Source organism: Erwinia sp. B116, from assembly GCF_002865965.1.
Classification (GTDB): domain Bacteria; phylum Pseudomonadota; class Gammaproteobacteria; order Enterobacterales; family Enterobacteriaceae; genus Erwinia.
Genome location: NZ_JRZZ01000009.1, coordinates 19370 through 40472 on the forward strand (window position 1 = coordinate 19370; position 21103 = coordinate 40472).

At 59.6% G+C, this 21103-nt stretch carries 18 protein-coding genes; 11 read left to right on the forward strand and 7 right to left on the reverse strand.

Translation table 11 applies throughout. The annotated features are described in order from the left end of the window. Positions 1 to 265 precede the first annotated feature (265 nt). The 7 genes from mreB to tldD all read left to right on the forward strand — a co-directional run bounded on the left by mreB (position 266) and on the right by tldD (position 10423). Positions 266 to 1309, forward strand: coding sequence for a rod shape-determining protein MreB (mreB, locus tag NV64_RS08870; protein ID WP_003855260.1), 1044 nt, complete (start codon positions 266 to 268; stop codon positions 1307 to 1309). A 69-nt stretch (positions 1310 to 1378) separates the two neighbouring features. Next, complete coding sequence (mreC, locus tag NV64_RS08875; protein ID WP_072166244.1) at positions 1379 to 2503, forward strand: rod shape-determining protein MreC; 1125 nt, start codon at positions 1379 to 1381, stop codon at positions 2501 to 2503. After that, positions 2500 to 2988 carry a rod shape-determining protein MreD gene (gene mreD / locus NV64_RS08880; protein ID WP_056231040.1) on the forward strand — a complete coding sequence of 163 codons (489 nt, stop codon included), beginning with the start codon at positions 2500 to 2502 and terminating at the stop codon, positions 2986 to 2988. The genes mreC and mreD overlap by 4 nt, the downstream gene beginning before the upstream one ends. A gap of 9 nt (positions 2989 to 2997) precedes the next feature. Continuing rightward, entirely contained in the window at positions 2998 to 3591 is a 594-nt protein-coding gene (locus tag NV64_RS08885) for a nucleoside triphosphate pyrophosphatase (protein WP_056231043.1), read from the forward strand. Further along, positions 3581 to 5050 (forward strand): ribonuclease G, encoded by a 1470-nt coding sequence (gene rng / locus NV64_RS08890; protein WP_056231046.1) that lies wholly within the window; start codon positions 3581 to 3583, stop codon positions 5048 to 5050. Before NV64_RS08885 ends, rng begins: the two co-directional genes overlap by 11 nt. 15 nt (positions 5051 to 5065) lie before the next feature. Further along, entirely contained in the window at positions 5066 to 8878 is a 3813-nt protein-coding gene (gene yhdP / locus NV64_RS08895) for an AsmA2 domain-containing protein YhdP (protein ID WP_101505769.1), read from the forward strand. Positions 8879 to 8977: 99 nt separating this feature from the next. Beyond that, positions 8978 to 10423 (forward strand): metalloprotease TldD, encoded by a 1446-nt coding sequence (tldD, locus tag NV64_RS08900; protein ID WP_101505770.1) that lies wholly within the window; start codon positions 8978 to 8980, stop codon positions 10421 to 10423. A gap of 70 nt (positions 10424 to 10493) precedes the next feature. Here tldD and aaeR read toward each other — a convergent pair whose 3' ends face one another. After that, positions 10494 to 11411, reverse strand: a complete 918-nt coding sequence (aaeR, locus tag NV64_RS08905) for an HTH-type transcriptional activator AaeR (RefSeq protein WP_056231056.1) — start codon at positions 11409 to 11411, stop codon at positions 10494 to 10496. A 271-nt stretch (positions 11412 to 11682) separates the two neighbouring features. Between aaeR and aaeX the strand changes: the two genes are divergently transcribed. Genes aaeX through aaeB form a run of 3 tightly spaced genes read left to right on the forward strand, consistent with a single transcriptional unit; the run spans position 11683 to position 14798 of the window. Further along, the gene (gene aaeX / locus NV64_RS08910) at positions 11683 to 11886 is read left to right on the forward strand and encodes a p-hydroxybenzoic acid efflux pump operon protein AaeX (protein ID WP_056231059.1); all 204 of its coding nucleotides are present in this window, start codon (positions 11683 to 11685) and stop codon (positions 11884 to 11886) included. Positions 11887 to 11893: 7 nt separating this feature from the next. Continuing rightward, positions 11894 to 12826 (forward strand): p-hydroxybenzoic acid efflux pump subunit AaeA, encoded by a 933-nt coding sequence (aaeA, locus tag NV64_RS08915; protein WP_056231062.1) that lies wholly within the window; start codon positions 11894 to 11896, stop codon positions 12824 to 12826. 13 nt (positions 12827 to 12839) lie between these two features. Then, the gene (gene aaeB, locus NV64_RS08920; RefSeq protein WP_056231065.1) at positions 12840 to 14798 is read left to right on the forward strand and encodes a p-hydroxybenzoic acid efflux pump subunit AaeB; all 1959 of its coding nucleotides are present in this window, start codon (positions 12840 to 12842) and stop codon (positions 14796 to 14798) included. 426 nt (positions 14799 to 15224) lie between these two features. Here the strand turns inward: aaeB and yhcN (NV64_RS08925) are convergent, their stop codons facing one another. The 4 genes from yhcN (NV64_RS08925) to argR all read right to left on the reverse strand — a co-directional run bounded on the left by yhcN (NV64_RS08925) (position 15225) and on the right by argR (position 17163). Continuing rightward, positions 15225 to 15488, reverse strand: a complete 264-nt coding sequence (gene yhcN / locus NV64_RS08925; protein WP_056231067.1) for a peroxide/acid stress response protein YhcN — start codon at positions 15486 to 15488, stop codon at positions 15225 to 15227. Between the two features lie 105 nt (positions 15489 to 15593). Further along, complete coding sequence (gene yhcN / locus NV64_RS08930; RefSeq protein WP_056231070.1) at positions 15594 to 15863, reverse strand: peroxide/acid stress response protein YhcN; 270 nt, start codon at positions 15861 to 15863, stop codon at positions 15594 to 15596. A 105-nt stretch (positions 15864 to 15968) separates the two neighbouring features. After that, positions 15969 to 16232, reverse strand: coding sequence for a peroxide/acid stress response protein YhcN (gene yhcN, locus NV64_RS08935; RefSeq protein WP_056231072.1), 264 nt, complete (start codon positions 16230 to 16232; stop codon positions 15969 to 15971). Positions 16233 to 16692: 460 nt separating this feature from the next. Then, positions 16693 to 17163: a transcriptional regulator ArgR gene (argR, locus tag NV64_RS08940; protein ID WP_056231075.1), complete on the reverse strand. Its 471-nt coding sequence runs from the start codon at positions 17161 to 17163 to the stop codon at positions 16693 to 16695. Positions 17164 to 17589: 426 nt separating this feature from the next. On the opposite strand from argR, the gene mdh reads away from it, so the two are divergent. Then, a complete protein-coding gene (gene mdh, locus NV64_RS08945) occupies positions 17590 to 18525 on the forward strand; it encodes a malate dehydrogenase (RefSeq protein WP_056231078.1) in 936 nt (311 codons plus the stop codon). Between the two features lie 43 nt (positions 18526 to 18568). Here the strand turns inward: mdh and degS are convergent, their stop codons facing one another. Both degS and degQ read right to left on the reverse strand, forming a co-directional pair. After that, on the reverse strand, positions 18569 to 19630 hold the full coding sequence (gene degS / locus NV64_RS08950) for an outer membrane-stress sensor serine endopeptidase DegS (RefSeq protein WP_056231082.1): 1062 nt from the start codon (positions 19628 to 19630) through the stop codon (positions 18569 to 18571). A gap of 80 nt (positions 19631 to 19710) precedes the next feature. Further along, a complete protein-coding gene (degQ, locus tag NV64_RS08955; RefSeq protein ID WP_056231084.1) occupies positions 19711 to 21084 on the reverse strand; it encodes a serine endoprotease DegQ in 1374 nt (457 codons plus the stop codon). Between the last annotated feature and the right edge of the window lie 19 nt (positions 21085 to 21103).

Below are 21103 nucleotides of genomic sequence, written 5' to 3' on the forward strand. Positions count from 1 at the left end.
CGACGCGGCTTTCACGTTGGCCGGGGCGAAACTGAAATGTTAAATATTATGTATGTTATGTCTGCCAAAAAGTCGGAAAACCCGGGTTGAATGCTGAAATTACGGCTTTCGTATTACAGTGCTCTGTAAAGGTTGTGACGCTGGCATGAGATAGCATGTTTTTTCACCGAAGCAGAACGTTTATGCGCCTTGTCGCTGCTTCGCGTGGTTGGTAAAGTAAGCGGATTTTATTTTCCGCCCCCAGCTTGCAGGATTATCCTTCAGTATGTTTAAAAAATTCCGTGGCATGTTTTCCAACGACTTGTCCATCGACCTGGGTACCGCCAATACCCTGATTTACGTCAAAGGGCAGGGCATTGTTCTTAATGAGCCTTCTGTCGTTGCTATCCGTCAGGATCGTGCCGGTTCCCCAAAGAGCGTGGCTGCGGTCGGCCATGACGCCAAACAGATGCTGGGTCGCACGCCCGGCAATATTGCCGCTATTCGCCCAATGAAAGACGGCGTTATCGCCGACTTCTTTGTTACCGAAAAAATGCTGCAGCACTTCATCAAACAGGTTCACAGCAACAGCTTTATGCGCCCAAGCCCGCGTGTACTGGTATGCGTGCCGGTCGGCGCGACCCAGGTTGAGCGTCGTGCGATTCGTGAATCGGCCCAGGGGGCAGGTGCCCGCGAAGTGTTCCTGATCGAAGAGCCAATGGCTGCCGCGATCGGTGCCGGCCTGCCGGTTTCCGAAGCGACCGGCTCGATGGTGGTGGATATCGGCGGCGGTACCACCGAAGTTGCGGTGATCTCGCTGAACGGCGTGGTTTACTCTTCTTCTGTCCGTATCGGCGGTGACCGCTTCGACGAAGCGATTATCAATTATGTGCGTCGCAACTACGGCTCGCTGATTGGTGAGGCGACCGCAGAACGCATCAAACACGAAATCGGCTCGGCTTATCCGGGTGATGAAGTGCGCGAAATTGAAGTGCGTGGCCGTAACCTGGCTGAAGGTGTTCCGCGTGGTTTCACGCTGAACTCCAATGAGATTCTGGAAGCGTTACAGGAACCATTAACCGGTATCGTCAGTGCGGTGATGGTTGCGCTGGAACAGTGTCCGCCAGAACTGGCGTCTGATATCTCCGAACGCGGCATGGTACTGACCGGCGGGGGAGCGCTGCTGCGCAACCTGGATCGCCTGCTTATGGAAGAGACCGGGATCCCGGTGGTCGTGGCAGAAGACCCGCTGACCTGCGTTGCACGCGGTGGCGGTAAAGCGTTGGAAATGATCGACATGCACGGCGGCGATTTGTTCAGCGAAGAATAATCTGCCTGAAGGAGTGCCGGGGCGCTGCCCGCACTCCTTTTTCATGTTGTCGAGGAAAACGCCGAGTTTATGAAGCCGATGTTCAGCAGGGGGCCGTCCCTGCAGTTACGCTTATTTTTAGCGGTTGTGGTGGCCATTGGTGTCATCGTTGCCGACAGCCGTATGGGTGCCTTCACCCAGATCCGCACCTACATGGACACTGCCGTCAGTCCATTCTATTTCCTGGCCAACGGGCCACGACAAATTCTGGACAATGTGTCTGACACATTGGCCTCCCGCCAGCAGATCGAGCTGGAAAACAAAGCGCTCCACCGTGAACTGATCTTAAAGAACAGTGAACTGCTGATGCTCGGGCAATTTAAGCAGGAAAACGCCCGCCTGCGTGAGCTGCTGGGTTCACCGCTGCGTCAGGATGAGCAGAAGATGGTCACCCAGGTGATCTCCACCGGTACCGATCCCTATACCGACCAGGTGGTGATCGACAAAGGCAGCGTCAACGGCGTCTATGAAGGCCAGCCGGTGATCAGTGATAAGGGCGTGGTCGGCCAGGTCGTCGCCGTCGGCAAAATCACCAGCCGGGTTCTGCTGATTTGCGATGCTTCCCACGCGCTGCCGATTCAGGTGCTGCGCAACGATATTCGGGTGATCGCCGCCGGCAACGGCTGCACCGAAGACCTGCAGCTGGAACATCTGCCGGGCAACACCGACATTCGCGTCGGCGATGTGCTGGTCACCTCCGGCCTCGGCGGGCGTTTCCCGGAAGGCTATCCGGTGGGCGTGGTTTCTTCGGTGAAGGTTGATACCCAGCGCGCCTACACGGTGATTCAGGCCCGGCCAACCGCCGGCCTGCAGCGCCTGCGCTATCTGCTGCTGCTGTGGGGCGCTGACCGTAATGGCAGCATGCCGATGGCACCGGAGGAGGTGCACCGCGTCGCCAACGAGCGTCTGATGCAGATGATGCCGCAGGTGCTGCCGGCGGCCAGCGAGATGATGGGGCCGCCCGCTCCGTCCCAGCCTGAAACTGCCGTGCCCGCTGCCGCCGGTAGTAACGCAACCGCACCCGCTACTTCGGCCGTGTCCGGTAATGCGGCTGTGCCGCGCAACGCGACGGGCAATGCCGCTGGCAACCGCGGCAGCGCACCGGCTACCGCTACTGGCGCCACACCGCCGACATCACGCGGAGAGAGCCGTTGAGCCGCTATCGCACCCAGGGGCGCTGGGTGATCTGGCTCTCTTTCCTGGTGGCGCTGGTGCTGCAGATTATGCCGTGGCCCGAGCAGCTGTTTATGTACCGGCCTTCATGGCTGCTGCTGATCCTGATCTACTGGGTGCTGGCGCTGCCGCACCGGGTGAACGTCGGCAGCGGCTTCCTGATGGGCTCGATCATGGATCTGGTTACCGGCTCCACGCTGGGCGTGCGCGCGCTGGCGTTCAGCATTATCGCCTACCTGGTGGCGTTCAAATTCCAGCTGTTCCGCAACCTGGCGCTGTGGCAGCAGGCTCTGATGGTGATGGTGCTGTCACTGGCGATGGACGTGATCGTCTTCTGGGCCGAGTTCCTGGTGATTAACGTCTCCTTCCGTCCGGAAATCTTCTGGAGCAGCGTGATTGACGGTGTGCTGTGGCCCTGGCTGTTCCTGCTGATGAGAAAAATTCGCCGCCAGTTTGCCGTACAATAAAGGAAAATTATGCTATCCCTCTATCTGGCTTCTGGCTCTCCCCGCCGCCGTGAACTGCTGACCCAGCTGGGGCTGTCGTTTACACGGCTGACAAGTGAAGTGGAAGAGCAGCGCCGCGCCGGTGAAGCGGCCGAAGCCTACGTGCGCCGGCTGGCGCGCGATAAAGCACGGGCGGGCGTCGCCATTGCTCCGCTTGATCTGCCGGTGCTTGGGGCGGATACCATCGTGGTACTCAATGGCGAGGTGCTGGAAAAACCAGCGGACAGCGCGGCGGCGGCGGTGATGCTGGCCAAACTGTCGGGCCAGACGCATCAGGTCATGACCGCCGTGGCGCTGGCCGACAGCCAGCGGCTGCTGGAGTGCCTGGTGGTCACCGAGGTGACGTTCCGCCTGCTTAGCGCCGACGATATCCGTGACTATATCGCCAGCGGCGAGCCGATGGATAAGGCCGGCAGCTATGGTATTCAGGGGCTGGGTGGCAATTTTGTCAGAAAAATCAACGGAAGTTATCATGCGGTCGTCGGCCTGCCGCTGGTGGAAACAGCCGAGCTGTTCAGCCAGTTTCAGGCGCTGCGTGAAGTGAGAGGACAACATGACAGCTGAGCTACTGGTAAACATTACGCCGTCGGAAACGCGGGTAGCCTATATTGATGGCGGCATCCTGCAGGAGATCCACATCGAGCGCGAAGCGCGCCGTGGCATCGTCGGCAATATCTACAAAGGCCGCGTCAGCCGGGTGCTGCCCGGCATGCAGGCGGCGTTTGTCGATATCGGCCTGGAAAAAGCCGCCTTCCTGCACGCCTCCGACATCATGCCGCACACCGAATGCGTGGCGGGTGATGAGAAGAAGAACTTTATCGTCCGCGACATCTCCGAGCTGGTGCGTCAGGGCCAGGATCTGATGGTGCAGGTGGTGAAAGATCCGCTCGGCACCAAGGGCGCGCGCCTGACCACCGACATTACGCTGCCCTCACGTTACCTGGTGTTTATGCCAGGGGCCTCCCACGTCGGCGTGTCACAGCGCATTGAGAGTGAGAAAGAGCGCGACCGCCTGAAGGCGGTGGTGGCCGCCCACTGTGACGAACTGGGTGGCTACATCATCCGCACCGCCGCCGAAGGCGTCGGTGAAGATGAGCTGGCCTCCGATGCCGCCTTCCTGAAGCGCCTGTGGACCAAGGTTGTCCAGCGTAAGAAGCGCAATCAGACCCGCTGCCGCCTGTACGGTGAAGTGGCGCTGTCGCAGCGTATTCTGCGTGATTTTGCCGGCGCGGCTCTGGACAGGGTGCGCATTGATTCACGCCAGACCTATGAGCAGCTGATCGAATTCACCGGTGAATATATCCCGGAGATGACGGCTAAACTGGAACTCTACGTCGGTAAACAGCCGATCTTCGATCTCTATGACGTCGAGAACGAGATCCAGCGGTCGCTCGATCGTAAGGTGGAGCTGAAGTCCGGTGGCTACCTGATCATCGATCAGACCGAGGCGATGACCACCATCGATATCAATACCGGGGCCTTCGTCGGCCACCGTAATCTTGATGAAACCATCTTTAACACCAATATCGAAGCCACCCAGGCGATCGCCCGTCAGCTGCGGCTGCGTAATCTGGGCGGGATCATCATTATCGACTTTATTGATATGAGTAATGAAGACCACCGTCGTCGGGTGCTGCATTCGCTGGAGCAGGGGCTGAGCAAGGACCGGGTGAAGAGCGGGATCAACGGCTTCTCGCAGCTGGGCCTGGTCGAGATGACCCGTAAGCGCACCCGTGAAAGCATTGAGCACGTGCTGTGCAAGGACTGCCCGGTCTGTAAAGGACGCGGCACGCTGAAAACGGTGGAGACGGTCTGTTACGAGATTATGCGTGAGGTAGTACGCGTACATCATGCCTATGATTCGGACCGTTTCCTGGTCTATGCGTCACCCGCGGTGGGCGAGGCGCTGAAAAGCGACGAATCGCACGCGCTGGCGGAAGTCGAGATTTTCGTCGGCAAACAGGTGAAGGTTCAGATAGAACCGCTCTATACTCAGGAACAGTTTGACGTAGTGATGATGTAACCCAGGGAGACGTGTGTGAGGCAATTGCCGAGGATTTTGCTGCTGACAGGCGCAACACTGGTGGTGGTGACGGCGCTGGTGGTGAGCGGCTTACGCCTGCTGATGCCGCATATGAATGCCTGGCGTGTGCCGATCCTTGAGCGCGTTTCGGCCGTTACCGGCACGCGGGTCGAGGCCAGCTCGCTGGAAGGCGCATGGGAAAATTTTGGCCCGCGCGTTGAAATTAAAGACGTTCAGGCCGCGTTGAACGACGGCGGCCAGCTCAGCATCCAGCGCGTTACCCTGGCGCTGGACGTCTGGCAGTCGCTGCTGCACCTGCGCTGGCAGTTTCGCGATCTCACCTTCTGGCAGTTCAACCTGGTCACAAACACCCCGCTGAGCGGCGGTAACGCTGCATCCCCCGACCTGCAGAGCGATCGGCTCAACGACCTGTTTTTACGCCAGTTTGACCATTTCGATCTGCGCGACAGCCTGATCGACTTCGTTACGCCTTCCGGCCAGCGCGCCCGCCTGACCGTGCCCCAGCTCACCTGGCTGAATGAGAAAAATCGCCACTGTGCCGAAGGGCTGGTCAGCTTGTCCAGCTTTACCGGCCAGCACGGCGTGGTGCAGGTGCGGCTCGACCTCAGTGACAGCAACGGCTATCTCGACAACGGCCGGGTGTGGATGCAGGCTGATGACGTCGACGTCAAACCCTGGCTGGGGCAGTGGATGCGCGATAACACCAGCCTGGAGAGCGCCCGCTTCAGCCTTGCGGCGTGGATGACGGTCAAAAACGGCGAGGTGCACGAGGGCGACGTCTGGCTGAAACGCGGCGGCGCGCGCTGGCGGGGCGACCCGCAGATGCACGAACTGCGGGTTGACGATCTGACCGCCCACATCAGCCGTTTTAACGGCGGCTGGAGCCTGGCCGTTCCGCAGACGCGGCTAATCACCGACGGCGACCCCTGGCCTGCCGGTGAGCTGTCGCTGCTGTGGCAGCCGGACAACCCTCAGTTGCCGGGGCCGGAGCACAATCAGGAACTACGGGTGCGCGCCACCCATCTCGACCTGCAGCACCTGGCCCCGCTGGTGCCGCTGTTTGCCAAACTCTCACCGCAGCTGCAGGAGAACTGGCAGGCGCTGCAGCCGCGCGGGCAACTGCAGGCGCTGGCGGTGGATATTCCACTGCAGCAGCCGGAACGTACGCGCTTTCAGGGCAACTGGCAGAACCTCAGCTGGCAGCCGTGGAAGCTGCTGCCGGGCATGGAGCACCTAAACGGCAGCCTCAGCGGCAGCGTTGGCGACGGACGGCTTGATTTCAGCATTAACCAGGCGACGCTGCCCTACGCGGAGATGTTCCGCGCGCCGCTAAACATTCAGTACGCGGGTGGGGGCATCCGCTGGCAGTATGGCTCGCAGGGGCTGACGCTGGCGGGCGTTGGGCTTGACGTGCAGGCGCAGGCGCTGTGGGCGCGCGGGGATTTCCGCTATCAGCAGCCTGAAGACCAGCCGCCGCGGCTGGATATTCTGGCCGGGATCAATCTGAGCGACGCCGCCCAGGCGTGGCGCTACTTCCCGGAACCGCTGATGGGCACCTCGCTCACCGACTACCTCAGCGGTGCGCTGAAGGGGGGGCAGGTACAGGATGCCACGCTGATTTTTGCCGGCGATCCGCACCAGTTCCCGTTCCGTCGCAACGACGGCATGTTCGAGGTGGCGGTGCCGCTGCGTAAAGCGACCTACGAGTTCGAACCGGGCTGGCCGCCGCTGGAAAATCTGGCCATTGACCTCGACTTCGCGAACAACGGGCTGTGGATGAAGGCGGCAGAGACCCACCTTGGCGCGGCACTGGGGCGTAATATCTCGGCGGTGATCCCGGATTACACCCGCGAAAAGCTGCTGATTGATGGCGATATCAGCGGCAGCGGGCCGCAGATCCGCGACTACTTTAATCAGTCACCGCTCAAACCCTCGCTGGGCGCAGCGCTGGACGAGCTGCAGATTGGCGGCAACGTCAGTGGGCGCTTACATCTCGATATCCCGCTGGACGGCGGGGAGGTGCGCGCCAGCGGCGACGTCGACCTGAACAAAAACTCGCTGTTTATCGCCCCGATTGGCACCCGCTTCGAGCAGCTCAGCGGGCGCTTCAGCTATGACAACGGCAACCTGAACAGCGAGGCGCTCACCGCGCGCTGGTTCGGCCAGCCGCTGGGGGTGCGTTTTACCACCCGCGAAGGTGAGAAAGATTACCAGATCGGCGTGAATATGGACGCCAGCTGGCAACCGGCCACGCTGGAACCGCTGCCGGATGCGCTGCGCCAGCGGCTGGCCGGTAGCCTGCCGTGGCAGGGTAAGGTGCAGATTAATCTGCCGCACGGCGGCGGCGCGAACTACTCGGTGGCTATCGACGGCGACCTGAAAAATGTAAGCAGTCACTTACCTGCGCCGCTGGATAAAACGGCGGGCAGCGCGCTGCCGGTCAAACTGGCGGCCAGCGGTAACCTGAGAGGCTTTGAGCTGAGCGGCGCGCTGGGCGCGGAGCAGCGTTTCAACAGCCGCTGGCTGCTGGGTAAGCAGCTGCATCTGGATCGCGGCATCTGGCAGGGCGACGTTAAGCGCACGCCGCCCCTGCCGGAAAACAGCGGCATGGTGCTGAACCTGCCGCCGCTGGACGGCGAAGCCTGGCTGGGCCTGCTGAGCAGCAACCTGGCCGGCAGCGGCAAAGCGGGCGCTGGCAAAACGGGCACGCCGTCGCTGCCTGGCGATATCCGCCTGCATACCCCGGCCCTGACGCTGGGCGGCCAGCAGTGGCAGGATCTGGACCTGACGGTGTCGCAGGGCGTCGCCGGTCAGACCCGCGTGGCCGCCAGAGGGCGCGAGATTGACGGCAGCCTGGTCAGCCAGGCGTCCGGCCCGTGGCAGGCCAGTCTGAAGTACCTCTACTACAACCCGCAGTGGGCCGACGGCGGCGGCGATTCACCGCTGCCTGCCGATGCCAATAGCATTGACTTCAGCCGCTGGCCGGCGCTGCGGCTTAACTGCGACGAATGCTGGCTGCGCGGGCAGAAATTCGGCCGCATGCAGGCGGAACTGACCCCCGCCGGCGATACCCTGACCCTGAAACAGGGCCTGATCGACAGCGGCAACGCGCGCCTGACGGTGGCCGGTGAGTGGGTCAACCGCCCCGGCGAGGCGCGCACGTCGCTGAAAGGCGTGCTGAGCGGCAAGAATATCAGCGATGCTACCAACTGGTTTGGCGTCAGCAGCCCGCTGCGCGACGCGCCGTTTAAGCTCGATTACGACCTGCACTGGCGCTCTGCGCCGTGGCAGCCCTCGCTGGAGACGCTGAGCGGCGTGCTCAAATCACACCTGGGAGCCGGGCAGATTGCCGATGTCTCTACCGGTCGTGCCGGGCAGCTGCTGCGGCTGGTCAGCTTCGACGCGCTGCTGCGCAAGTTGCGGCTGGACTTCAGCGATACCTTCAGCGAGGGCTTTTACTTTGACTCGATTAACGGCACCGCGTGGGTTGAAAACGGCGTGATGCACACCGATAACCTGCTGGTGGACGGGCTGGAAGCCGATATCGCCATGCAGGGGAAGCTGGACCTGGTGAAACGGCGCATCGATATGCAGGCGGTGGTGGCCCCGGAGATCTCCGCCACCGTTGGCGTGGCTACCGCATTTGCGGTCAACCCGGTGATCGGCGCGGCGGTGTTTGCCGCCAGCAAGGTGCTCGGGCCATTGTGGAGTAAGATATCTGTGCTGCGCTATCACATCGGCGGGCCGATCGATAAACCGGAAATCAACGAGGTGTTGCGTAAACCTCGTAAAAACGATGATAAGTGAGTTTGACGTAGCAGCAGATTTGACTCAGGCTAACGTAAACGCATAGACGATATTGAACATTAAGGCAGCCGACGGCGGCTCCCTGTTAAGTGAGAATTCATGAGCCTGAATCTGGTAAGTGAGCAGTTACTGACTGCCAATAACATTAGTCACAGCGACCTCTTTTCCATCCTTGGTCAGCTTTCCGAGCGCAAGCTGGACTACGCCGACCTCTATTTCCAGGCCAGCTATCACGAATCCTGGGTGCTGGAAGACCGCATTATTAAAGATGGCTCGTACAACATCGATCAGGGCGTGGGCGTGCGCGCGGTCAGCGGTGAGAAGACCGGCTTTGCCTACGCCGATCAGCTGACGCTGAACGCATTGCAGCAGAGCGCCACCGCCGCGCGCAGCATCGTGCGTGAGCAGGGCAACGGCCGTTCACACACCCTTGGTGCGGTGCTGCACCGCCCGCTTTACCCGGCGCTGGACCCGCTGCAAAGCCTGTCGCGCGAAGATAAAATTGCTCTCTTGCACCGGGTGGACAGCGCTGCACGCGCGGCCGACCCGCGCGTGCAGGAGGTCTCCGCCAGCCTGACCGGCGTCTATGAACTGGTGCTGGTGGCGGCGACCGACGGCACGCTGGCAACGGATGTTCGCCCGCTGGTGCGCCTGTCGGTCAGCGTGCAGGTCGACGACAACGGCAAACGCGAGCGCGGCAGCAGCGGCGGCGGCGGCCGTTCCGGCTACGAATTCTTCCTCGCCGACGAAAATGGCGAAGTGCGTGCCGAAGCCTGGGCGCGCGAAGCGGTGCGTATGGCGCTGGTTAATCTGAGCGCGGTGGCGGCCCCGGCTGGGACGATTCCGGTGGTGCTCGGTGCCGGCTGGCCGGGCGTACTGCTGCATGAGGCGGTTGGCCACGGTCTGGAAGGCGACTTCAACCGTCGCGGCACCTCGGTGTTCAGCGGCCAGCTCGGTCAGCAGGTGGCGTCAGAGCTTTGTACGGTGGTGGATGACGGTACCATTGAAGGCCTGCGCGGCTCGCTGGCGGTGGATGATGAAGGCGTGCCTGGCCAGTACAACGTGCTGATTGAGAAGGGCATCCTGAAAGGCTATATGCAGGACAAGCTTAATGCCCGGCTGATGGGCGTGGCGCCGACCGGCAACGGCCGTCGCGAATCCTATGCTCACCTGCCGATGCCGCGTATGACCAATACCTATATGCTGGCCGGTAAGTCGACGCCGCAGGAGATTATCGAAAGCGTGGAGTACGGCCTGTATGCGCCGAACTTCGGCGGCGGCCAGGTAGATATCACCTCCGGCAAGTTTGTCTTCTCGACCTCGGAAGCCTATCTGATCGAAAACGGTAAGGTGACCAAACCGGTTAAGGGGGCGACCCTGATCGGCTCCGGCATTGAGGCGATGCAGCAGATTTCGATGGTCGGTAACGACCTGGCGCTGGATAAGGGCGTTGGCGTCTGTGGTAAAGAGGGGCAGAGCCTGCCGGTGGGCGTGGGCCAGCCGACGCTGAAGCTCGATAAAATTACCGTCGGCGGCACCGAGTAACCTCCCCGGTTGCTGATAATAAAGATTGCCCTCACCCCTGAGGGCAATCCTGTTCTGTTTTCCCCCGCCGTCAGGGCTGACGAAACTCCTGATATATCTCCGCCACCTTATCGAAGTAGTCGGTCAGGTAGTTGATACACACCTGCACCTTCAGCGGCAGCTTGTCTTTCTGGGTGTAGACCGCATACACCGGTCGCGGTACCGACTGATAGTGGGCAAACAGGATCTCCACCTCACCGCTATTAATCTCATCGATGATCCACATCAGCGGCACGTAGGCGATGCCGGTACCGGCCTTCAGCCAGCGGATCAGCGTCTGTGAATCGTTGGTGGCAAAGCGTCCGCGCGGCGACAGGCGCGTGGTGGTGCCCTGCGGGGAGGTCAGCTCAAAGTCGTTATCCGGCCGCACGCTGTATTCCAGCCACGAGAAGTGGCCGATACCGGCCGGATTTTCCGGCGTGCCGTGCTGCGCGAGATAGCTCTTTGCCGCGCAGACCACCATTGGCATCGATCCGACGCGCTTGGAAAACAGGCTGGAGTCCTGCAGCGCACCCACGCGCAACACCAGATCCAGCCCGTCGGCGATCAGATCGGGGGCCGGAATGCCGGTCACCAGATTAACCGTCAGGCCCGGGTGCTCTTTCAGCATCTCGGCGGTCATCGTGGCCAGCACGTTTTGCGCCATGGTGGAGGAGCTGCCGATACGCAGCGTGCCGATCGGCGTATTGTTAAAGGCGTAGAGCTGTTCGTGCACCTGCTGGGCTTCCGACAGCATCCGCCGGCAGCCCTGAAAATAGATCTTGCCGGCTTCCGTCAGCCCCAGGCTGCGGGTGCTGCGGTTGAGCAGCTTGACCTGCAGCTCGTCTTCAAGCCTGGCCACAATCTGACTGACCGCCGATACGCTCATCTGCAGCTGCTGCGACGCGGCGGTAAACGATCCCAGCTCTACCACGCGGGTAAACACCGACATGCCCTTCAGTCTTTCCATTATTAATCCTGGCTTAAAAGTGATTTAGATCACATTGGGTAGAAAAGATATAGTCAAGCGCGTTACTATAGCACCGCCGGGCCATCGTTCCGACGTTCTACTCCCTTTAATACTGGCACGCTGGATAGGCTATTATTCAGTAAACGCCGGTCTCGCGTCTGTACGTTCATTCACCGTATGAACACAATTTGTCTGCATGGCTTCGCCGATGCCAGAAAGGGAGCGGGTTGATGGTGCCTCAGGCCCGGTATGGTATCGACAAGGATAAGAGATGAGTGTGCTTCCGGTTATTGTGGTGTTTGGGCTGTCTTTTCCGCCCATCTTCTTTGAAATTATTGTGTCACTGATGCTGTTCTGGTTGGTGCGTCGGCTGATCACGCCTACCGGTCTGTACGATCTGGTGTGGCATCCCGCCCTGTTTAATACGGCGCTCTACTGCTGCCTGTTTTATCTTGTCTCCCGTTTGTTCGTCTGAGGTCATTGTGAAAGCGCTAACAAGAAAAATATCCCGTTTCGCCATTACGCTGCTGCTGGTGGTGGTGGCCGTCGTGCTGATTTTCCGCGTCTGGGTGTTCTACACCGAATCCCCGTGGACGCGTGATGCCAAATTCTCCGCTGACGTGGTGGCGATTGCCCCGGATGTCAGTGGCCTGATCACCGATGTGCGCGTGCGCGACAACCAGCTGGTGCAGAAAGACCAGGTGCTGTTCACCATCGACCAGCCGCGTTATCAGAAGGCGCTGGAAGAGGCTGAAGCCGATGTTGCCTACTACCAGGCGCTGCTGAGTGAAAAACGCCGCGAAGCGTCGCGCCGTAACCAGCTCGGCACCTCGGCGATGTCGCGTGAGGCGATTGACCAGGCGAACAGCGATTTCCAGACCACCGAGCACCAGCTGGCCAAAGCGGTGGCCACCCGCGATCTGGCGAAGCTCGATCTGGAGCGCACGGTGATCAAAGCGCCGTCGGCGGGCTGGGTAACCAACCTCAACGTCTATACCGGCGAGTTCATTACCCGCGGGTCGACGTCGGTGGCGCTGGTAAAACAGGGCTCGTTCTACGTGCTGGCGTACCTGGAAGAGACCAAGCTTGACGGTATCCGTCCCGGCTATCGCGTTGAGATCACCCCGCTGGGCAGCAACCAGCTGCTGCGCGGCACGGTGGACAGCGTTGCCGCCGGGGTGACCAACAGCAGCAGCACCATTGACAGCAAAGGCATGGCCACCATTGACTCGAACCTCGAGTGGGTGCGCCTGGCGCAGCGCGTGCCGGTGCGGATCCACCTCGATCGGCAGCCGGGGAATCTGTTCCCTTCCGGCACCACGGCCACCGTGGTGGTAACCGGGCCCGCCGACCGTAAAGCCGAGCCGCTGTCGCCGTTTATGCAGCTGATGCATCGCCTGCGCGAGTTTGGCTGAGGCCGGGGGCACCATGCAGTGGTATCGTCTGCGTTTTCCGATCAAGCTTACCTTCGCCATCGTGATGGCGCTGTTTGTCGGCTTTGAATTCAATCTTGAAACCCCGCGCTGGGCGGTGATGACCGCCGCTATCGTGGCGGGCGGCACCGGCTTTGCCGCCGGTGGCGATCCCTTCTCCGGCGCGCTGCGCCACCGCGGCATGCTGCGCATTATCGGCACCTTTATCGGCTGTATCGCCGCGCTGACCATTATGATTGCCACCATTCGTGCCCCGGCGTTAATGCTGATGCTGTGCTGCCTGTGGGCCGGAGTGTGCGTGTGGATCTCTTCGCTGATCAAGGTGGAGAACTCCTATGCGCTGGGGCTGGCCGGCTATACGGCGCTGATTATTGTGGTCAGCGTAGATGCCAACGGCTCACTGTTGCTGGCACCGCAGTTTGCCGTTGAGCGCTGTAGCGAGATCATCATCGGCATCGTCTGCGCCATTCTCGCCGACCTGCTGTTTTCGCCGCGCTCGATCAAGCTGGATATTGACCGCGAAGCGGAGTCGCTGCTGGTGGATCACTACCAGCTGATGCAGCTGTGCGTCGCGCACGGCGATAAAGACGAGGTGGACAAAGCCTGGGCCGGGCTGGTGCGGCGCACCACCGCGCTGAAGGGCATGCGTACGCATCTGATGATGGAGTCCGGGCGCTGGCACAAGGTGGAGCGGCGGATGACGGTGATGAACAGCCTGTCGCTGACGCTGATTACCCAGGCCTGCGAAACCTTCCTGATCCAGAACTCGCGGCCGGAATACGTGCCGCCGCAGTTTCAGCTGTTCTTTGAAAAGCCGGTCACCAGCGTGGCTGACGTGCATAAGCGGATGAAGATCCTGCGCCGGGTGATTACCGTCAGCGGCAGCAGAAATACCCCGGCCACGCTGACCAGCTGGGTCGGCGCCGCCAGCCGTTATCTGCTGCTGCTGAAGGGGATCCAGACCAACAGCCGCATCAGCCGCATTGAGGAAGAGGTGCTGGACGCCGAACCGGTGGTGAAGATGCGTTCGGCGGAAAGCCGTCACGCGCTGCTTAACGGCGTACGTACCTTTGTTGCCACCGGGGTGGGATCGCTGTTCTGGCTGTGGACCGGCTGGACCTCGGGCAGCGGGGCAATGGTGATGCTGGCGGTGATCACCGCGCTGGCGATGCGTATGCCGAACCCGGTGATGATGGCGAAAGATTTTGTCTACGGCATGATCGTGGCGATCCCGCTGGGATCGCTCTACTACATGGTGATCATGCCGGCCACCCAGCAGAGCCTGCTGCTGCTGCTGATCGCGCTGGGGGTGATGGCGTTTATCGCCGGGCTGCTGATCCAGCGCCGGCAGATCGGCACGCTGGGTGCACTGGTCGGCACCATCAACATCCTGACGCTGGATAATCCGATGAAATTTGAGGTCAGCGTGTTTATGGACGGCGCGCTGGGCCAGGCGATTGGTGCGATAGTGGCGCTGCTGGTGCTGCTGCTGATCCGCGACAGCTCGAAGGCCCGGGTGGCCCGTACCCTGCTGAACCGCTTTATGTACGCGGCGGTGGCGGCGATGACGACTAACACCGCGCGACGCAAAGAGAACCATCTTCCCGCGCTCTATCAGCAACTGTTTATGCTGCTGAATCTCTATCCCGGTGATATCGATAAGTTCCGCCTCGCACTGACGCTGATCATCGGTCATCAGCGGCTGCGCGATGCGGAGATCCCGATCAATGCCGATCTGTCGGCGTTTCATAAGCAAATGCGTCACACGGCGGACCGGGTGATCTCCGCCAGCAGCGACACCAAACGTCGCCACTACTTTACCCGGCTGCTGTCAGAGTTCGATATCTATCAGCAGAAGCTGGTCGAATATCAGGCTCCGCTCAGCGTCACCGAACCGGTCGCCCGGCTGGCGGCGATGCTGAAGAAATACCAGAACACCCTGATCAAGATTTAAATCCCACCGGCAGCTCACGCTGCCGGCTTTCCTTCCTGGCATGGCGTCTTCTCTCTGCTACCTGGCTGAAATCCCCCATCATCGCGGCTGAAAGCTGCCGGCTTACCTGACGGAAGTGGCTGGGATCAGAGCAGGAACAGGCAATCTGTCGCGAGGCTCACGGGGGTTACGCCTGACTTAGCACACAGGGGAAGCGGCGCGACGGCAGGCATGTGGTCGTAACAGGCGTTGTCAGAGATCGGGCGCGTAGCTGAGGGAGGAAGGATAATGTCAGGGGAAGACGCCGTGGGGCTTGCAGACAAAAGCGCAGCGGGAACAAACGCTGCGCTTTGATGATGGGGGACGGCGGGCCAAAAAGGGCCCCGACAAGCGGGGCCAAAGGGTTCGTCTTAGTGGGCCATCGTTCGACGGCCCGGTGACGAGGAATTACTTATACAGCTCGGCGGTGACGTGGTAGTTGTCCTGCAGGCGTGCTTCAATCACACGGAAAGCAGAAGCGCCCTGTTTATCCGCCTTCTCAGACAGCTGCTGACGGATATCGGTCGGTACGCCGTTCACGCCGCTAACGGTAATGGTGCCCGCAGATTGCAGATTCTGTACCTGCTCGCTGGTAACCAGCTGCGCGGCAGACGCGCCGAAAGCAACGGTAGAGAGCAGGCCGAGCACGGCGATGGTTGTTTTGATTTTCATTGTTCATTTCCTCAATAAGCTCAATGTTCAACAACCTGCGGGATTTCACATCTTAACCAGGTCGTCGATGTCACGGTCGGGCACGGCAGGTGCCCGCGTCATTATTTATTTGTACAGTTCAGCGGTGGCGTGATAGTTGCCGTTGTTATAGGCCTCAATCACCCGGTAGGCGCTGGCACCCTGCTGGTCCGCTTTTTCCGACAGCTGCTGACGGATATCGGTCGGTGCGCCGTCAATACCGCTAACGCTTACGGTGCCAACCGGCTGCAGGTTCTGGCTGGCAACCTGTTCGCTGGTGACCAGGCTGGCCGCGCTGGCACCGAAGGAGAGAACAGAAGCAAGACCTAATGCAGCAATGGTAAAGGTAGTTTTCATAATAGTGACTCCATAAAAGGGTGATGCGATAACCGAAAGGGCTAAAAAGCGTTTATTATTCTTGGGGTTATCGTACTGATTTTGTTGATGATCGTTTGGCCGGGCTTATTTATACAGTTCGGCGGTGGCGTGCCAGTTGCCGTTGTTGTAGGCCTCTACCACGCGGTAGGCGCTGGCGCCTTGCGCATCGGCTTTGGTGTTCAGTGCCTGACGGATATCCATCGGTGAGCCGCCCACGCCGCTGACGCTAATCACGCCAACAGACTGCAGATTTTTTGCCTGATCGGTGTTAACCGATTCTGCGGCAAAAGCACCGAATGACAGGGCAGAAAGCAGGCCAAAGGTGGCAACGGTAGTTTTAACGTTCATGATATTTTTCCTCGTCAATTTTATTATCTTTGCTTGTTAGTGTGATTTGCATCACGGAAACAAGTATAGATCTAATAACGCGAAATATTAATAGCATGCTAATAATTTTTTGTTGGGGTTATTGGTTTCGGATAGGTTTTTTTATAACCGGTTGTTATAAGCAATGCCTTAAATTTAACCACCATCAAAAAAATATGATAAAAATCAAGCCAATATGTCAAATTAACTATTTGTGCTGTTATTTGTGGTAGATCACATTACTACTGGCGTGATTGTGAACCGTCAGAACGCATCAGGCAGGAAAAAACCAGCGTATTGTGCTGTTTTAAGGGGAAGGGGAAAGACGAAAATCAGTCAGAGCCGCGGTGGCGCGGCTCTGACTGATAAGACCGGGGTTAACGGCCCGAAGTAACGTACCGTGGCCTGATACTGGCTGTGACGAGCGACAACGCGCTAAGGCTTACAGCTCCTGCTCAAACAGCACCAGCACTGCGTCGTGCAGCTGTTTCACCGTAAAGCTGCGCGCAGGCGTGATAAAGATGGTGTCATCACCGGCGATAGTGCCGAGGATACCCTCCGCTTTGCCCAGCGAATCCAGCAGGCGGGCGATCAGCTGCGCCGCGCCGGGGCTGGTATGGATCACCACCAGCGCATCGTTATAGTCGATGTCCAGCACCAGGTTTTTCAGCGGGCTGGTGGTGGTCGGCACGCCCAGCTCCGCCGGCAGGCAGTAGACCATCTCCATTTTGGCGTTGCGGGTGCGTACCGCGCCGAACTTGGTCAGCATCCGCGACACTTTCGACTGATTGATGTTCTCAAAGCCATCGTGCTGCAGTGCGCTGACGATCTCGCCCTGCGAGCTGAATTTTTCTTCTTTCAGTAAGGCCTTGAACGCCTTGATCAGTTCTTCTTGTTTTGACGGATTACGCATAGGTTACCGATAAAAGTGAGTTATTAAGGGATACCCGCAGCGGGATATTAAATTATTATGCAATTAAATGAATTTTTATGCAAACAGGAAGTGACAAAATCTGTCTGCAGACCGGCCGGGGAGCGCAGTCTAACAAAGTTTGGAACGAAAAAGTATTTGCCTGCCTTGAATTGATGTGACTAAAAAGTAAACATTTTGTTAGTGTTTAAATTGAAGTTGTTCCGATAAGTGCTATAGGTGTAAGGTAGCGCCGATTTTTTCCGTCTGCCGTTCTCACCGCGCAAAATTCCGTGATTCACGAGCGGCTAGCGCTTTTTCACTGTAAAGCACGCATAGCTCTCGTCATTTTCCTGCCAGATAAAATAAGGTCACAGGCAGACGGATTCTACGGCACTCAACAGATGCACTTATAATAAGGAGTTTAGGATGAAAGTTGCTGTTCTTGGTGCAGCAGGCGGTATCGGCCAGGCGCTGGCCCTCCTGCTTAAAACCCAGCTTCCGGCTGGATCAGAACTCTCCCTGTACGATATTGCGCCGGTGACCCCCGGCGTGGCGGTTGACCTCAGCCACATTCCCACCGCGGTGAGCATCGTTGGCTTCAGTGGTGAAGATGCCACGCCAGCGCTGGAAGGTGCCGATGTGGTGCTGATTTCTGCCGGCGTGGCGCGTAAGCCGGGCATGGACCGCTCTGATCTGTTTAACGTTAATGCCGGTATCGTGCGTAACCTGGTCGAGCAGGTGGCCTCCACCAGCCCGAAAGCCCTGATTGGTATTATCACCAACCCGGTGAACACCACCGTGGCGATTGCCGCCGAGGTGCTGAAAAAAGCCGGCGTTTACGATAAGAATCGCCTGTTTGGCGTCACCACGCTGGATATCATCCGCTCCAGTACCTTTGTGGCAGCGCTGAAAGGTAAGGATCCGCACCAGCTGAACGTGCCGGTGGTGGGCGGTCACTCGGGCGTGACCATTCTGCCACTTCTGTCGCAGATCCCGGGCGTCAGCTTCTCCGAGCAGGAAGCGGCCAGCCTGACCAAACGTATTCAGAACGCCGGTACCGAGGTAGTGGAAGCGAAAGCGGGCGGCGGTTCGGCTACCCTGTCGATGGGGCAGGCGGCGGCGAAATTTGGCCTGTCTCTGGTGCGCGCGCTGCAGGGTGAAGCCAACGTGGTGGAGTGTGCCTACGTGGAAGGCGATGGTGAACATGCGCGTTTCTTCTCACAGCCGCTGCTGTTAGGTAAAAACGGCGTTGAGAAACGCCTGCCGATCGGTGCGCTCAGCGCCTTTGAACAGCAGTCGCTGGAAGGGATGCTGGAAACCCTGAAGCAGGATATTGCCCAGGGCGAAGCGTTCGTTAAGTAATTCTGCTCGGCCAGCCCCACCGTCCGGTGGGGCAACCCTCAGATCAACTGGCCGGGGTGCCGCTGTCCTGCTGTGGATACTCCTGAACGGTGACCGGTAGCGTCATTTCACGCTCGTTACGAATCACCGTGATTTTAATCACCGTGCCCGGCCTGATCTCCGCTACCTGATCCATCGTCTCCAGCGCCGACATCGCCGGCTGGCCGTTGACGTGGGTAATCACATCATTAACCTGCATCCCCGCCAGCGCAGCCGGGCTACCGGGATAGACCTCTTTAATCTGAATGCCCTGAGTATGTTCCAGCCCGGATACCTGATCCGGCAGGCGACGCTCTTCACCATTAATGCCGATCCAGCCGCGGATCACCCGACCGTCACGGATCAGCTTTTCCATAATTTTGCTGGCCAGCCGGGTTGGGATGGCAAAACCGAGCCCTTCCGGCGTTTCGCCGTTGCTGCTTTTATCAAAGGTGAGGGTGTTGATGCCCATCAGCTCGCCCAGCGAGTTAATCAACGCACCGCCCGAGTTGCCGCGGTTGATTGACGCGTCGGTCTGCAGGAAATCCTGATGACGTGACGGGCTTAACCCCACGCGGCCGGTGGCACCGATGATGCCCTGGGTCACGGTCTGGCCAATGTTATAGGGGTTGCCAATCGCCATCACCAGGTCACCAATATGCGCCACCCGCTGCGGATTAATCGGGATCACAGGCAGGTTGGGGGCGCTGATCTTCAGCACCGCCAGGTCGGTCAGCTGGTCAGAACCGACCAGCATCGCCACCAGGCTGCGGCCATCCTGCAGGCGTACCACGATCTGGCTGGCGTCGTTGATCACGTGACGGTTGGTCAGAATATAGCCGCGCGGATCCATAATCACCCCGGACCCCAGCACATCGTTGCCGCTGCTGACGTTACGGCTGTAAACGTAGACCACCGCCGGCGCGGCGCGGCGTACCGCGGCGTTATAGCTGACGGGCTGCTCGTCGGCGCTGTCAACCTGCGGCGTCAGCAGGTTGCCGCCCACGCGCAGGGCGGGCACGGCGACCAGCAGGGCAGCGGCGACAATCAGGCCAAAGATCACGGAACGCAAAAGTTTAGGAAACATGGTTTTAAGCGGTGAATGAATGAACGAAGGGCAGAATAGCATGACTGAGGCGGGCACAGTAGCGGTGCCCGCCGGGGACGTTAACGCAACAGCAGATAAATACTCTCATTGCCGCGGATGACGTTCAGCGCCAGCAGCGCCGGTTTGCTCTCCAGCACCTTACGCAGCTCGGCGATGTTCTGCACCGGCGAGCGGTTGACGCCAACGATCACATCATCCTTCTGCAGGCCGAACTGGGCCGCCGGGGTAGATTTTTCAACGTTATCAACGTGAACGCCTTTGCTGCCATCTTTGGCTGCGCCGTCGCTCAGCGTGGCACCCTGCAGCGCCGGGGTTAGCGGCGCGCTGGTGGCGGTGCTGCTGTTATCGAGCTTAACGCCGACGGTAAGCGGCTTACCTTCGCGCAGCAGGGTGACCTGCACCTCCTGGCCCGGCGGCGTGGTACCAATTTTCACCCGCAGCTCGGCAAAGCTGTTAATCGCTTTATCGTTTACCCGGGTAATGATGTCACCGGCCTTGATACCGGCTTTCGCCGCAGCCGACTGCGGCAGCACTTCGTTGACGAAGGCCCCGCGCTGCACGTCAACGTTAAATGCCTTCGCCATATCGGCGGTCATCTCGGTGCCTTTAATACCCAACTGACCACGCTTCACCTCACCAAACTCAATCAGCTGCTGCGCGAGGTTGATCGCCATATTGGACGGGATAGCAAAGCCGATGCCGATATTGCCGCCGGAAGAGGCGAGGATCGCGGTATTCAATCCGATCAGCTCGCCGTTCAGGTTGACCAGCGCGCCGCCGGAGTTCCCCTGGTTGATCGCCGCATCGGTCTGGATAAAGTTCTCCAGCCCTTCGAGGTTCAGGCCGCTGCGCCCCAGCGCGGAAACGATGCCGGAGGTGGCCGTCTGGCCGAGGCCGAAGGGGTTACCGATGGCGACGGCAAAATCGCCCACTTTCAGCTGGTCTGAATCGGCGATTTTCACCTGGGTCAGCTTGCTGGCACCCTCCAGCTGGATCAGCGCCACGTCGGTCTGTTCATCGCGGCCAATCAGTTTGGCATCGAACTCGCGGCCGTCACTCAGCTGCACGCGGATTTTTTCCGCCCCGTCCACCACGTGGTTATTGGTCAGCACGTAGCCTTTTTCGGCGTTAATGATCACCCCGGAGGCCAGCCCTTCAAACGGCTGCTTTTGCTCCTCGCCGGGTTCCGCGCCGGGCGCACCCTGGCCGAAGAAACGCTTCAACTGCTCCGGGATCTGCTGCTCTTTATTTTCACTGCCTTCAACATGCACGCTGACTACGGCAGGCAGAACCTGCTCCAGCATCGGTGCCAGGCTGGGCAGCGCCTCGCCCTGAACCTGAGAGGGAAGCGATGCCTGCACAACGGGGATGGAAGCCAGGCTGATACCCAGACTCAGGGCTAATGCGCTGAACATAAATGATGTTTTTTTCATCGTGACGACGCTCTCGCTA